12 protein-coding genes are annotated in these 13,198 nt (G+C 48.0%); 10 read left to right on the top strand and 2 right to left on the bottom strand.

Going from position 1 to position 13,198, the window contains the following annotated elements; all coding sequences use genetic code 11:
* Nucleotides 1-171 precede the first annotated feature (171 nt).
* Nucleotides 172-675: a HugZ family pyridoxamine 5'-phosphate oxidase gene (locus V7051_RS09960; protein ID WP_333874806.1), complete on the bottom strand. Its 504-nt coding sequence runs from the start codon at nt 673-675 to the stop codon at nt 172-174.
* Nucleotides 676-1,165: 490 nt separating this feature from the next.
* Nucleotides 1,166-1,279, bottom strand: a complete 114-nt coding sequence (locus tag V7051_RS09955; protein WP_442919650.1) for a hypothetical protein — start codon at nt 1,277-1,279, stop codon at nt 1,166-1,168.
* Between the two features lie 248 nt (nt 1,280-1,527).
* Here V7051_RS09955 and V7051_RS09950 point away from each other — a divergent pair, with 248 nt between their 5' ends.
* The 10 genes from V7051_RS09950 to V7051_RS09905 all read left to right on the top strand — a co-directional run bounded on the left by V7051_RS09950 (nt 1,528) and on the right by V7051_RS09905 (nt 12,879).
* Nucleotides 1,528-6,207, top strand: a complete 4,680-nt coding sequence (locus V7051_RS09950) for a DEAD/DEAH box helicase (protein ID WP_333874805.1) — start codon at nt 1,528-1,530, stop codon at nt 6,205-6,207.
* Between the two features lie 580 nt (nt 6,208-6,787).
* Entirely contained in the window at nt 6,788-8,440 is a 1,653-nt protein-coding gene (gene gpmI, locus V7051_RS09945) for a 2,3-bisphosphoglycerate-independent phosphoglycerate mutase (protein WP_333874804.1), read from the top strand.
* A gap of 715 nt (nt 8,441-9,155) precedes the next feature.
* Nucleotides 9,156-10,364: a tyrosine-type recombinase/integrase gene (locus V7051_RS09940; protein ID WP_333874803.1), complete on the top strand. Its 1,209-nt coding sequence runs from the start codon at nt 9,156-9,158 to the stop codon at nt 10,362-10,364.
* A 4-nt stretch (nt 10,365-10,368) separates the two neighbouring features.
* Complete coding sequence (locus V7051_RS09935) at nt 10,369-10,599, top strand: DUF433 domain-containing protein (RefSeq protein ID WP_333874802.1); 231 nt, start codon at nt 10,369-10,371, stop codon at nt 10,597-10,599.
* Complete coding sequence (locus V7051_RS09930) at nt 10,596-10,928, top strand: DUF5615 family PIN-like protein (RefSeq protein WP_333874801.1); 333 nt, start codon at nt 10,596-10,598, stop codon at nt 10,926-10,928. The genes V7051_RS09935 and V7051_RS09930 overlap by 4 nt, the downstream gene beginning before the upstream one ends.
* Nucleotides 10,929-11,210: 282 nt before the next feature.
* Entirely contained in the window at nt 11,211-11,642 is a 432-nt protein-coding gene (locus V7051_RS09925) for a hypothetical protein (RefSeq protein ID WP_333874800.1), read from the top strand.
* Entirely contained in the window at nt 11,639-11,863 is a 225-nt protein-coding gene (locus V7051_RS09920; protein ID WP_333874799.1) for a hypothetical protein, read from the top strand. The genes V7051_RS09925 and V7051_RS09920 overlap by 4 nt, the downstream gene beginning before the upstream one ends.
* A 116-nt stretch (nt 11,864-11,979) precedes the next feature.
* Nucleotides 11,980-12,234, top strand: coding sequence for a helix-turn-helix transcriptional regulator (locus tag V7051_RS09915; RefSeq protein ID WP_333874798.1), 255 nt, complete (start codon nt 11,980-11,982; stop codon nt 12,232-12,234).
* Nucleotides 12,235-12,236: 2 nt separating this feature from the next.
* Nucleotides 12,237-12,575 (top strand): hypothetical protein, encoded by a 339-nt coding sequence (locus V7051_RS09910; protein WP_333874797.1) that lies wholly within the window; start codon nt 12,237-12,239, stop codon nt 12,573-12,575.
* Nucleotides 12,565-12,879 carry a helix-turn-helix domain-containing protein gene (locus V7051_RS09905; protein WP_333874796.1) on the top strand — a complete coding sequence of 105 codons (315 nt, stop codon included), beginning with the start codon at nt 12,565-12,567 and terminating at the stop codon, nt 12,877-12,879. Before V7051_RS09910 ends, V7051_RS09905 begins: the two co-directional genes overlap by 11 nt.
* Nucleotides 12,880-13,198: the final 319 nt, after the last annotated feature.

The raw sequence follows: 13,198 nt of genomic DNA, 5'->3' as shown, positions 1-13,198 counted from the left end.
CAGTATGAACGGAATCGGATCGTCAATCCAGCCACTACTCGGATTTCTGTCATCCCTGTAAATCAGCATCCATTTATCAGGCAATTAAGATGGCGGTTATTTTAAAAACAATGAGATAGAAAGGAGAGCAGGTAAGTCTTGACGGATAGGAACAGACGCGCAGTCATCGGTTCAACCTTGCTTTTTAGTCAACGGGGACAATGTATCATCCTCAACATTGATTGTGTAGGCGCGGCCAAAACCTGCAACATATTGGCCGCTTTCCGGGCATAAGGCAAATAAGTGAAAATCGGATAACGACCTTAATACACTGACAACTTCGCCGAATTTATCCTGCAACGCCGTTAGCTGTGCCGTGTAAGTTGGCTCATCACGATCCAGCGCTTTGACTGAACAGTTGAATACCGCACGTTCGCGCGCAAAAAGATTGCGGGCCTCGGATTCCGGGCGAATAAACATGACCGAAGCCAGCGGATTATTAAATAAATTGGCAGTATGACAAGCAAGCTCGCTGACAAAGATATAGAAATACCCTGCCTGGTCCCGTACAAACGGAGCATAGCTAAGATCAGGAACACAGCTTGCCGAAGCCGTCGATAGCAATAGTGTTTGCTGTGAGGTAAGCAGTTCCTGAAAATCGATTGTCCTTTCGCTTAGGTTTTCTGTTTCGTTCATCTTATGCATACTATTTGTGTGTTGGGCACATGATCTTAATTGAGATAGGCGATCTTTAACAATCGGTGTGACTCGGGTTATGTATAACTACAAAGCCGCCGAGTGAATGACGGCCATTTTTTTCAATCTGCAAATCTGTGTGTTTACCCATAAGCCGCACCTTTCTGATTTTGTAGGATGTCGGTTTTTAAGGAGAGGGTAGTACTTAACCTTCTCATACGCACGAACTTAGAACCTTCTCGGCCGAAGAGCGCAATAGACCAAGTGAATGCAGCGCAAAACCAATGCGGCATTAAGGACTAATGATGACGCATTACGCTATCAAATTTCTCATTGATATAAATACAGTGACCAGTTTTAAATGTTCAGATTTGATTTGGTAATATTACACAGGTACTGACAGCGAATGGCTTCAATCGGCCAAAACCCGCCACAGAACAATTGTTGAGGAATGACTGAAACCCGGCACATTGCCGCCGATGATTTTGCTTCATAAATCCAGTGGACTTTTCGCGTCCTTGATCGTTCGACTGGGCACGGTATGTGTGTAGATCATTGTAGTTCTCAAATCGCTATGACCCAATAATTCTTGAATGGTGCGAATATCGACGTTGGCTTACAGAAGATGACTGGCAAAGCTGTGGCGAAGCGTATGCGCCGAACGGCTAACATGGCAACCTCCAAAATAGCTATCTGTGCAGTTTGGATGATATACAGAAGGGGAAAATCCTTGCTGATTACAAATTTATTTTGATTATACGGGTTTCATGGTAATCATACGGAAACTATCTAATAACTAGTTGGCGCAATAATCACTCGGAATACAGGAAGAAAAAGGTGAAACAAAAGATAATGACTGAACAAGAAAAACAATGGTTCGATGCGCTGACGCAGGATCGTTCCGATAGCGCCCACATACTGGAGAAGCCGTCCATGCGCGGCGTCCAGCGCAGCGTCGTGGACAAATACTCCGATCAAGCGCACTTCATCTACGAGCTTCTACAAAACGCAGATGATGTCAAGGCGGCAACTTCCACATTCCGCCTTGAAGAAAGCGGACTTTATTTCACGCATAACGGCTCTGTCCGGTTCACCGTTTCCAATCCGCAGAACGAAGAAGTGGATACGAACAACAGCACTCTGGGGCATATCAACGCCATTACTTCCATTGCCAATTCAAACAAGACAGAGGCTTCCATCGGCAAGTTCGGCGTCGGGTTCAAGGCGGTCTTTCAATACACGCAATCACCGCACGTTTACGACCCGGAAATCCGGTTCAAGATCGAACGCTTCATCGTGCCGCACATGCTGGATGCCGACCTTGATTGGCGAAAATGTTCAGAGACGGTGTTCTTCTTTCCGTTTGACCACAAGGAAAAACAGCCCCAAGAGAGCCATGACGAAATTCTTGAGAAACTAAAAGCTCTGGAGTTTCCTGTCCTGTTCCTTTCCAGTCTGAAATCCGTGTCCTTTGAGGCGGAGGAAGTCACTGGCAAATACACCAAGGAAGTCACGCGGAAAATTGAGCAAGGAGACATAACGGTTCAGTGGATCACGCTGGCATTGGTAGTGAATGGCGGAAGAACTACTCAGCGTTTTTTGTTATTCACGCGAAACGGCGGGAGTGGACAACTCTGCTCCATCGGCTATGCCTTGGGAGAGAGCGGAAGACTCATGCCTATTGACCGCCCTGCATTCTGTTTTTTCCCGACCAAGGAAGTAACGAATCTGAACTTCATCCTTCACGCGCCGTTTCTTCTGACAGATAGCCGGGAAGGAATTAAGGCTGGCGAAAAGCACAACCAGGAATTGGTCCAACAGTTGGCGCAGCTAGCCGCCGACAGCCTGTCGATTCTTCGAGATGAAAAACTGATAGATGACAGCCTCCTTGAGATCATTCCCTACGACCAATCGAGATTCAGCAGCTTGGATGACAGAACCAAGATTTCGTTCAAGCCTTTCTTTGACGACATCAAGCACAAACTCCAGACCGATACCCTATTGCCAGCGGCAAAGGGGGGGTGTTCATCCAAAAGCCGTTCATACTGGGCATCCGACACCGAACTGGTCGAGTTGTTCTCTGACAAACAATTGGCACAACTGACCGGCATGGAAAAAGCGAAGTGGGTTTTTCCGAGTCGGGGTAAGAAGGAAGTCCTTAACGCCAAAAGAGCACTGGCAGAATACATTGACGGAGGCGATGCCCGCAGTCGTAAAGACCCGAATCTGATTGTTTCGAGCCTCGATCCCGAAGCTGTTCTCAAAAAAATCACCTCTAACTTCATCGCCGCACAGTCACAGCTATGGCTACACAAACTTTATGCCTACCTTTCCGAGCGTGTTTCCTACCAGAAGTTCGTTAAGGACAAGCCTATCTTTCTTGACCAGGATGGCAATGCTGCCCCGGCCTTTGACGGCAAGGATCAGCTCGTCCTCTTCCTGCCAGACGACGACATTGAAGGCTACACAACCGTCAAAAAGGAACTATTGTCAAAAAAGGCCACTCGTGAGTTCATCGAGAAGTTCGGCGTCAAGAAGCCAAGTCTCCGCGACGAGATTTACAACAAGATACTTCCGGCATACAAAACCAATGAAGCGATTGGCACATCTCCTCATTTCAACAAGTTTTTCCGCTATTTCAAGGAATGCAGGAACGAGGAAGTCGGGGAATTTATTGGGCTGATAAAGGATAAGGAGTTTCTTCGATACAACGCCGCCGAGGACGATAAGATTTTTCGCGGGAGGGCGAAGGACATTTATCTCCCTACTCCAGATTTGAAGGCGTGGTTTGAAACCAAGCCGGACACCAAGTTTCTGCTATTGGACGAATACCGCGAGATGGTTGGCGAGAACGACTTTAGGCGGCTGGATGAGTTTCTTCGACAACTGGGAATTTCAAGTGCGCCAAGGGTCGTGGATGCCACCAACGACAAGAAGATTGATGGGCTGGATGAGCTGTTATCAAAGATCGAGAGCGAGTATTCTGAAGTTCTTTGGAAGGTGCTCAGCGAATCGTGGAGCCGATATGTAGACTCAATGAGGGTTTTGAAGCAACATTACGGGCCGAGAGGAGGCTACAAGGGCAGTTCTTGGTGCGACTCCAGCGCGAGCCGGAATCTGCGCACGAAGTCTTGGATTCTTAACAATTCGGGCGTCTTGTGTTCAGTCGAAGGAGTAACGATCCAAACGCTTTCCGAAAAATACGATAAGACCAGCGCAGCGGCAGAGTCTCTCATCAAATTCTTGGGCATTCGCGACGAAGCGCTGGATACCGCGCATCTGAGTGAGGAAGAGGCGCACCTTATCCGCCTTGGTAAACGCTTTGAAGGCGTTTCAGATGACGAATGGGAGGAGTTCCAGCAGTTCTGTCGTAGAAAGCAAGGCGGCATAAGTAACCCAGAAAATGACGGAACCAACAACGAACAAGCCGTGGCTGACTCGCAGCTCATTCGTGACATTCTAAATCGCCGCCCATCCGTCAAGAACGCCAACTCGTCGGGTCATCGGGAAAATGATCCCACACCACCCGCCCAGCCAAGTGATGCTAACGAAGACACGGACGACTACACCCCGAAAACGGTGGACTACGGCAAAAAACTGGATCGCGCCAAAGACCGTTACGCCAGCGAGATTGAGCGCTTTGAACGCGAACAAGCGTTGTTGAACAAGGCCAATTCACTCCCGAAATACAGCTACGGCTGGTTTCTCGCATTGCTGGAACTGGAGTGCAGAGCAAGCAGCGAAAAGAACGCGGATGGCAAGACTATTTCCATTAGTTTCGGCAAGGTGGAGCAGGATAGTCAATCGTCCAGAACCATCGTCCTGAAAGAGCCGAACCGTTTCATCCCACAATCCATCGAAGAGTTTTCGCGCGTGCGTGTGGATCTCGATTTTGGCAATGGCCGCACAGGGAAGCTGCATGTCGAATCGTTTTCTGCCAGAGAGTTCTCATTGCTCGGCAAACTGGCGTCTGCGGGTGAGTTGAGCGGAATTGACTTGGGTGAGGTATTAGAGGCGCGTATCGAAGTCCAGAACCCGTCCTTTCTGTTGCAAGAGTTGCTGGAGCGATTCCGTGAGTTGAGGCTTGACGAAAAATTCGACATGAAGGCGAGCCTGACGCCCGACATCGAGTTCGTATTCGGCCCGCCGGGAACAGGCAAGACCACTCATCTTGCAGAGAAGATACTGATACCTATGGTGCAGGGAACGGAACCGACAAGAGTGCTTGTTCTTACGCCGACCAACAAGGCAGCGGATGTACTGACGACCCGCATCATGGAGAAGATGGGCGCGGATAATTCATATCTGAACTGGCTGGTTCGCTTCGGAACCTCAGTTGACGAGCGCATCGAGAAAGCAGGCGTGTGGCGGGAACGCTCCTTTGACATCGGCGCGTTAAGCCATTCCGTGACAGTCACGACCATTGCCCGCTTCGCCTACGATGGGTTTGCGGTCGAATATGGCAGCAAGAAGCTGCATGAAATGGAGTGGGATGCCATTGTCATTGATGAGGCTTCGATGATTTCGCTTTCCAACATCATCTATCCGCTATATCGCCAGAAGCCCCGGAAGTTCATCGTTGCCGGAGACCCTTTCCAGATTGAACCGATTGTCGCAGTCGAGCAATGGAAGGACGAAAACATCTACACGCTGGTCGGCCTCAATAAAGCAGGAGCTTTTGCAAAGCCTGTTACGGAGCCACACGACTACTTGGTGACGAATCTGGATACGCAATACCGAAGTATCCCAGCCATCGGCGAGGTTTTCAGCCGTTTCACCTATGACGGCATCTTGAAGCACAACCGCGCGCTAGGAACGCAACGCCCGTTGAAGCTCAACGGCCTTGATGTCCAACCGCTCAACCTCATCAAGTTTCCTGTTAGCAAATACGAAAGCATCTACCGGGCGAAGCGGTTGGAGAGCGGAACGCCCTATCAGACCTATTCGGCGCTGTTCACTTTCGAGTTTGTCCGGTGGCTTGCAGGGCAAATACAGATCGGCCATGCAGACACGATCCGCATCGGGGTCATCGCCCCTTATCGCGCCCAAGCGAACATGTTGAGTAGGCTGATCGACTCATGGACACCCAAACCTAATGCCGTAGAAATTCAGGTTGGCACGATTCACGGCTTCCAAGGTGATGAGTGCGACATCATCATTGCGGTTCTCAATCCACCGCCGACAATCTCTTCAAGCCCGCAGATGTTTCTCAACAAGCAAAACATCCTCAATGTTGCCATCAGCCGTGCACGAGACTATCTCTTTATCATCATGCCGGATGCAGAAACAGAAGGCATCCAAAATCTGCGCAAGGTCGCTCAGGTTGAAAAACTTGTGAAGTCAGGCGGTGCGTTCGGCGAATATGCGTCCCGTACTATTGAGGAAATGATCTGGGGCAATGCAAATTACCTTGAGGAAAACACCTTCTCAACTGGCCATCAGATGGTGAATGTTTATCGCAATCCGGAGCGTTACTACGAAGTCCGTAGCGACGATTCGGCAATTGATGTTCAGATTCACGGGAAACAATGAAGGAATCCTCAAACTCGTGTGCTTCGTGATCGACTTCGCACCCAAAAAAGGAAAAGAGGACGCTACCCTTTTCGAAGCACATCGCCTTTTTGCTTGTGGCTGCGCGGTTTTGGATGTACTTTCTGGCCTAAAAAAACGGTCAAAGGGACGCGCCGTCCGTTGGCGGTTTTTTTATCAGGGTTCGGCGGCTTCGCTCTGCTTCCGCTAGCAGCACGTCACTTACTGTAGCGTTGAATGGCCGCTCACAGAATCCCTGCCGACATTGAACGACGAACAGCACAGTTAGGCTAAGACCCGCCATTAAAAATTGATGATTAAGTATGATCTGACGTAATCCGGAAAATTGTTTTTACGTACATCGGCATATTATCCAGCATAGATAAACTACACCTTAAAAATCAGGTTAAAATAGGCGCTGTTGAATAAATCAGTTTTTCAGCATTCAAGTAAATGCCCGATTTGGTTGAATCGTTAAAAATTTCGCCAATTTTCTGATGATAATGATTTTGCCATTCGGGGACTGGAATATTAAAAGCCGTTTATTGTTTTTTATTGATGCACCTGTAAGTTGGAGTTTTAAATGATTGAGTTGAAAAAGAGTAAGAGTTTTGCGGGGCCGGAAGGTCCGGTGGTGTTGGTGATTATGGATGGGGTCGGAATTGGTAAAAATCCAGAAAGCGATTTTGTGAAACAGGCAAATACTCCGAATCTGACTTGGTTGCATGAGAATGCCTTGTATACGGAGTTGCGGGCGCATGGCGTTGCAGTGGGGCTGCCGGACGACGGAGACATGGGTAATTCGGAAGTGGGCCATAATGCCATCGGCTGTGGCCGTGTTTTTGAACAGGGCGCGGCTTTGGTTGGCAAGGCGATTGCCTCGGGTGCGATGTATGCTGACGGTTCGGTTTGGCAGGAGCTCGTTTCCAATGTCAATGACAGATCGTCGACGCTGCACTTTATCGGCCTGTTTTCGGATGGCAATGTACACTCCAACCTGAATCATTTGGAATCGATGTTACGGAAGGCGAAAGAGCAGGGCGTAAAGAAGGCTAGGATTCATGCGTTGATTGATGGACGCGATGTGCCGCCGACATCGGCATTGGACTATGTTGAGCGTTTCGATGCCTTCTTGAAAGAAATCAATGCGGATGGCACGGTCGATTATTGCGTGGCATCGGGCGGCGGGCGCATGAATATTACGATGGATCGTTATGACGCCAATTGGGATATGGTGAAGCGCGGCTGGGCAACGCATGTGAAAGCGGAGGGCCGGACGTTTGCTTCTATGAAAGAAGCGGTGGAAACTTTCCGTGTTGAAAATCCGGGTATTTTAGACCAGGATTTACCCGCGTTTGTCATTGAACGCGACGGTGTGCCTGTGGGCCCGATTGTGGATGGCGACAGCGTGATCTTCTTTAACTTCCGCGGTGATCGGTCGCTGGAAATTACCAAAGCATTTGAAGCGGATGAATTGAAGGAATTCGATCGTGGCCCGAAACCGGACGTGCTGTATGCGGGCATGATGCAATATGACGGCGACCTTGGGGTGCCGGCGCGGTATCTGGTGACGCCTCCTGCGATTGATCGCACGATGAGCGAGTATCTCTCGAATGCGGGGGTCAAACAGTTGGCTATTTCGGAAACGCAGAAATACGGCCACATGACCTATTTTTTCAACGGCAATAATTCGGGTAAGTTCCCGACCGAGACCTGGAAAGAGATTCTGTCCGATGTATGCCCGTTCGAGGATGCGCCGCGGATGAAAGCGGATGAAATTACCGATGTGGTGGTGCAGGCGATTGAGAGCGGGGAATTTAAGTTCATCCGCCTGAATTTTCCGAATGGCGACATGGTGGGGCATACGGGCGTGGTCAGCGCAGTAAAATTGGCCGTCGAAGCCGTGGATGAAAATGTCGGCAGGATTATGGACGCACTGAAGAAGGCCAATGGCATTATGGTTTGCACGGCCGATCACGGCAATGCGGACGACATGTGCGAACTGGATAAAAAGACCGGTGCGCTGGTGTTGGATGAGCAGGGGCGGTGTAAACCGAAGACGGCTCATTCGTTGAATCCGGTGCCTGGGATTGTGTACGATCCGTCGGGGGCGGCCAACGCTCGTTTGGCTGATGTGCCGAAGGCCGGCATTGCAAATCTGGCGGCGACCTGTATCACGCTGTTGGGCTTTGAGCCGCCGGAAGATTATGCCGCGAGCATAGTGGAAGTCGGCTAAGCTTTAGCATATTCAGCGCAAGTCTGGCAAAGACATGTTCGACTTGCCTCGGGTTTTGGCGATACGAGTATTGTGACACTTTTGGCAGCCTTGCGCTGGATATGCCCCGCCAACCTTCAGCGTTAAGCTGCGCTTCGTGGTTGCCATCCCCATAGCCCTTGTCGCCATAGAGGTCGCGGCTGGTATTACCGATATCCAGCACGTTTTTCAATTACCAGTGGCCCGTATAAATAATCATAAATGGCGTAAAGCATTACAACGCGCCGGTATCGTTGATTTTTATGGGCACGGTTTGCGACATACTTGGGCATCATGACACATTCAAAACGATACTCCGGTGCATGTTCTGAAAGAGCTGAGAGGTTGGGCTGATTTGTCGATGGTATTATTACGCATCCATTTGTCGAGTGAGCATCTTCAAGGATATGCGGGATATGCAAAAAGCCGTGACAAATTTACTACAGGCAATAAAAAAGGCCTTAGATTTGCATTTAAGGCCTTGATATTCTTGGAGCTGGCGATGGGAATCGAACCCGCGACCGGCTGATTACAAATTAGCCTACCTGTACTTTTACCCACTCTTACTGACTTTTAATAAGCACTATTAAGCCTTGCTGTATCAAGGTTTGTTGTTATAATAAATCAGACGGTCTTTGAAAGACTTTTAAATAATCTGCTTATTATATGCTTATTAATTTCGGACTGGGTGGACAGGATGAAGCTAACAAAATCTGTTGTTGATAAATTGGGATTTGTGGAAAAAGGACAGGTTTTTTATTGGGATGATGAGCTTCCCGGTTTTGGCATGTACGTTGGCACAACATCAAAAACATGGTGTGTTCAGCAGCGTATCGGCAACAAGACAAAACGTGTCGTTTTAGGTAAGTACCCCACCATGACAGCAGAGCAGGCAAGGATTGCGGCTAAGAAAGGAATAGGCGCACTTGCGGCGGGTATTGATCCAGTAAAGGAAAAGCGCGAGAAGAATATCAAGGCGGTCACTTTGGGCGAAGTATTCACGGCATTTCTGGATGCTCGACCGCTCAAGCCCAAGACGATAAGGGATTATACCGGCGTGATGAACAACATTTACCCCGACTGGCAAAAGCTGCCTATTACCGACATTACCCGCGATGCAGTGGAGCGCCGCCATAAAAAGATAGGCGAGGAACGCGGCGAAGCTTACGCTAATCTGGGAGCGCGTACCTTACGTAGCGTCTTGAATTATGCTGGCGCTAAATACGAGACCGGCAAAGGCTTATCGGTACTGCCCGAGAATCCCGTTAAGCGGATCAGCCAGACTCGAAGCTGGTTTAAGGTGGAACGCCGTACCGGCCACCTTAAGCCCCACCAATTGGCGGCGTGGTTCGATGCCGTGTTAAGCATCGATAACGACACCATCAGGGATTATTTGGTTTTCGTATTGCTGACCGGATGCCGAAAAGATGAATCGGCAAAACTGCAATGGACTGATATTGACTTGACCGATGCCAGCTATATTTTGCGAGACCCCAAAAACCATAGGCCGATACAGTTACCGTTATCCGATTATCTGGCGGATATGCTGACAACACGCAAGGCGAACAGCGCCAGCGCTTTTGTATTCCCTGGTGATGGCGCGCGGGGTTATCTGGTCGAACCTAAGCGGCAGTTAGCCAAAATCATTGAAAAAACAGAATTGCCGTTCGGTATGCACGACTTGCGCCGGACTTTTGTCACCATAGCTGAATCGCTGGATATTTCATCCTTTGCGGTCAAGGCCTTGGTGAATCACAAACAAGGCGATGATGTGACCAGCGGCTATATTCAAATGAACGTGGAGCGGTTGCGGCAACCGATGCAAACCATTACCGATTTTATGTTGAAGTCGGCAGGGCTAAGGCAATCCGCCGATATTGTGCCACTCAAACAAAACAGAGGTTAATGCAATGACTATCGACTATCACGAAATTATTACCATAGAGCCGGGCAAGCGTAGCGGTAAGCCCTGTATTAGAGGGCTTAGGATAACCGTTGACGACGTTCTTGACTGCTTTGCGGCGGGTATGACCGAACAAGAGGTATTGGACGATTATGATTACCTAACCCAAGACGACATCAGGGCTTGTTTTGCCTATGCCGCCGACAGGGAACGCCATAGCCGTGTTATTGCCGGATGAAGCTATTATTTGATGAAAACCTATCGCCGAAAATGGTGGCGGCACTCGCCGACATTTTCCCTGATTCAGCACATGTTGACCGGATTGGTTTAGGCGGTGGATCGGATGACGAGGTTTGGCGTTATGCCAAAGACAACGGCTTTATGATTGTCAGCAAGGATTCCGACTTTTACGAAAAAAGCATTTTGTACGGACATCCGCCCAAGGTCATCTGGGTAAAGCGCGGAAACTCTACCAATCGACAGATTCAATTGTTATTGAGAAATAAAGCGGCTGTTATCGCTGAATTTCATCAAAACGATGAAGTTTCATTTATCCGTATTACTTGAAACCATACCCGTTTATCTGAACCTATCCCGACGGGGAGAAAAGGCAGTTCCTTTGCTGCACTGGTTCAGATTCTTTTACAAAGGCTTACACCTAAAGGGGGGTTGTCTTGATCGAACGCGACTACTATCGACTTGAACAAGTGGCAAAAATCCTAAATTGCTCTGAAGATGACCTTATCTATCTGGGCGCTAAAGGTGAGTTGACGATTTATATACTAACTGGGAGTTTCACTGTAGCGCTTACCTGGGTTGATTACTACACGAGGGCACGAGGATATTAACATGACAACGGATAAAAACACTGTTGACGCCCAGCTTTTAGCGATTGAAGTGATGAAAGCCGAGTTTCTGCGGTTTTTTAATGGTTCGGTGGCTCAATCTCCAGATGAGTTAAAAGCGAGACACGAGCGGATTAATACTGCCTTGGCTGATTGTGGTGGCCTTGATGGTTATTGGGTAAGTTGGTTATTTAATGAGCTTGAACAACGAGCTCTTGAGGAATTAAGAAAACTGGTATTACTTGCACAAACGACCGATCCAGATTTGTTAAAAGATAAGTACTTTAATGACTTGCCGGCACCGCTTGTCAGTAATATAAAAGCGCTTCACGCGCATCTTAAAGGCAAAGGGGCGTCAATTTTAGGGAATAACGCAAAGAGCACAAAAAAGACAGCGTTGGAAAATGAAATTGAATATAGAGCCAACTTTTTTTGAAGAACCCTGAGCCGGATTACAAAGGAAAGGTTGAGAAATATAGGTCATCAACCCTTGCTGAATGCATAAAAAAACATTGGGCAAACAGCCGCGAAATACCCTGGGAAAATAATGTTTTTCCTAAGCCGCCCTCGCTTGGGCAAATTAGAAATGCTATTAAGTCGGCAGTGAAGAAAGAGGAATTGCCGGCATTTTTATTAGCTGGAAAGCCGAAAAACTAAAAATACCCACCAAAACCGGGGATTGCATACCTTTTCCCCGGAAGCCAATCTTTTATAATATATTCAAATACTTAAAATCTCATTCAACCAATTTCTTACAAAAAAGGAAAACTTGAATGAGCAAAGTTAACACAATCTCCAGGATTGATTTGTTAAATCAGTTCAATGCTGCGCCAGACGACGCATTATTTGATCAAAAGACAATTGCAGCCGTTAGAGACTGCTCACTGGCAACAATGGAGCGGGACCGTTGGGCAGGTACCGGGATCCCGTTTATTAAGCTTGGCCGTTCTGTTAAATACCGCAAGGCTGACGTTTTGCTTTGGCTTGATAAACACCATCCTCAGCAATCTACCTCCTCGGCGGCCTAACTATGACCGCCCAAAAATTTCCTTCGGTCAAATCCCTGGAGGGCGCAGCTTTAGCAATGATTTTGTCTGGCTTAAAAGTTAGCCACCTGGATTTTCAAAGTGACAGCAGAAGTTATTGTTTGCGTCACCCAATTTATAAACTAAGAGAGGCCGGTTGGCCGATTGTGGATGAAACCAGACCCGGCGGAATAGCGAGATACAGCGGCCGGAGAACTCACTACAAGGTTTACTTTATTGAACCAATGAAACTAATCGCTTTAAAAAAAGAATTAGGAAATAGGTTAGATAAATTTATTGCCGCAATTGATGAGTTGGAAAGAAGAATTGTCAATGAGCATTGATGCCACGCGGTGGGCCTGGGGCATCAGTATAAAGCCGACCTGTAAATTGATCTTACTGTCATTAGCAGACCGCGCCGGAGAAAACCATCAATGCTGGCCGTCTCTGGCTCGATTGAATAAAGACACTGGTCTGGATAGAAAGACGGTAATGAAGGTTATTTGCGAGCTGGAAAGCGCTGGTATTTTGAGTGTTAAAAGAGATGTGGGTAAGGGTAATTATTACCAGCTGATAGGTGTAGGGGGAGAGAAGCTAACACAGACAGCGACACCAGTCCCAAAAACGGCACACAGAACCTATCAATAGAACCATCAATAATCTACCAGTTATAAATACAAAGAAAACCGTCAAAAAATCGGTTAAGAAAAAAGCAACTCTTCCCGAAGATTTCGCGGTATCGGTCGGGGTTCTAAATTGGTACCAGGAGAAGGGTTACAGCGAAGACATATTCAAGCACCTGGAAAACTTCAAAGACCAGTGCCAAGCAAAAGGATACGAATACATCAACTTCGACGCAGCGTTTAAAACGGCAATTCGTAAAGACTGGGCGTCATTAAGAAAAACACAAGGTAATTAATCAAAGGTAAACCCCCAGCTCTGCTGGGGGACTCACAAAGTTTGACAA

The organism is Methylobacter sp. (assembly GCF_036845245.1).
In the GTDB taxonomy this organism is placed as follows: Bacteria; Pseudomonadota; Gammaproteobacteria; order Methylococcales; family Methylomonadaceae; genus Methylobacter_A.
Note: the sequence above shows the minus strand (reverse complement) of the source record. Positions and strands in the feature narration are given on the sequence as shown.

Bases quoted from the DNA above. Each gene is read 5' to 3' on its own strand.
- V7051_RS09960 (WP_333874806.1), bottom strand. From the start codon at position 675: ATGAACGAAACAGAAAACCTAAGCGAAAGGACAATCGATTTTCAGGAA.
- V7051_RS09950 (WP_333874805.1), top strand. From the start codon at position 1,528: ATGACTGAACAAGAAAAACAATGGTTCGATGCGCTGACGCAGGATCGT.
- gpmI (WP_333874804.1), top strand. From the start codon at position 6,788: ATGATTGAGTTGAAAAAGAGTAAGAGTTTTGCGGGGCCGGAAGGTCCG.
- V7051_RS09940 (WP_333874803.1), top strand. From the start codon at position 9,156: ATGAAGCTAACAAAATCTGTTGTTGATAAATTGGGATTTGTGGAAAAA.
- V7051_RS09935 (WP_333874802.1), top strand. From the start codon at position 10,369: ATGACTATCGACTATCACGAAATTATTACCATAGAGCCGGGCAAGCGT.
- V7051_RS09930 (WP_333874801.1), top strand. From the start codon at position 10,596: ATGAAGCTATTATTTGATGAAAACCTATCGCCGAAAATGGTGGCGGCA.
- V7051_RS09925 (WP_333874800.1), top strand. From the start codon at position 11,211: ATGACAACGGATAAAAACACTGTTGACGCCCAGCTTTTAGCGATTGAA.
- V7051_RS09915 (WP_333874798.1), top strand. From the start codon at position 11,980: ATGAGCAAAGTTAACACAATCTCCAGGATTGATTTGTTAAATCAGTTC.
- V7051_RS09910 (WP_333874797.1), top strand. From the start codon at position 12,237: ATGACCGCCCAAAAATTTCCTTCGGTCAAATCCCTGGAGGGCGCAGCT.
- V7051_RS09905 (WP_333874796.1), top strand. From the start codon at position 12,565: ATGAGCATTGATGCCACGCGGTGGGCCTGGGGCATCAGTATAAAGCCG.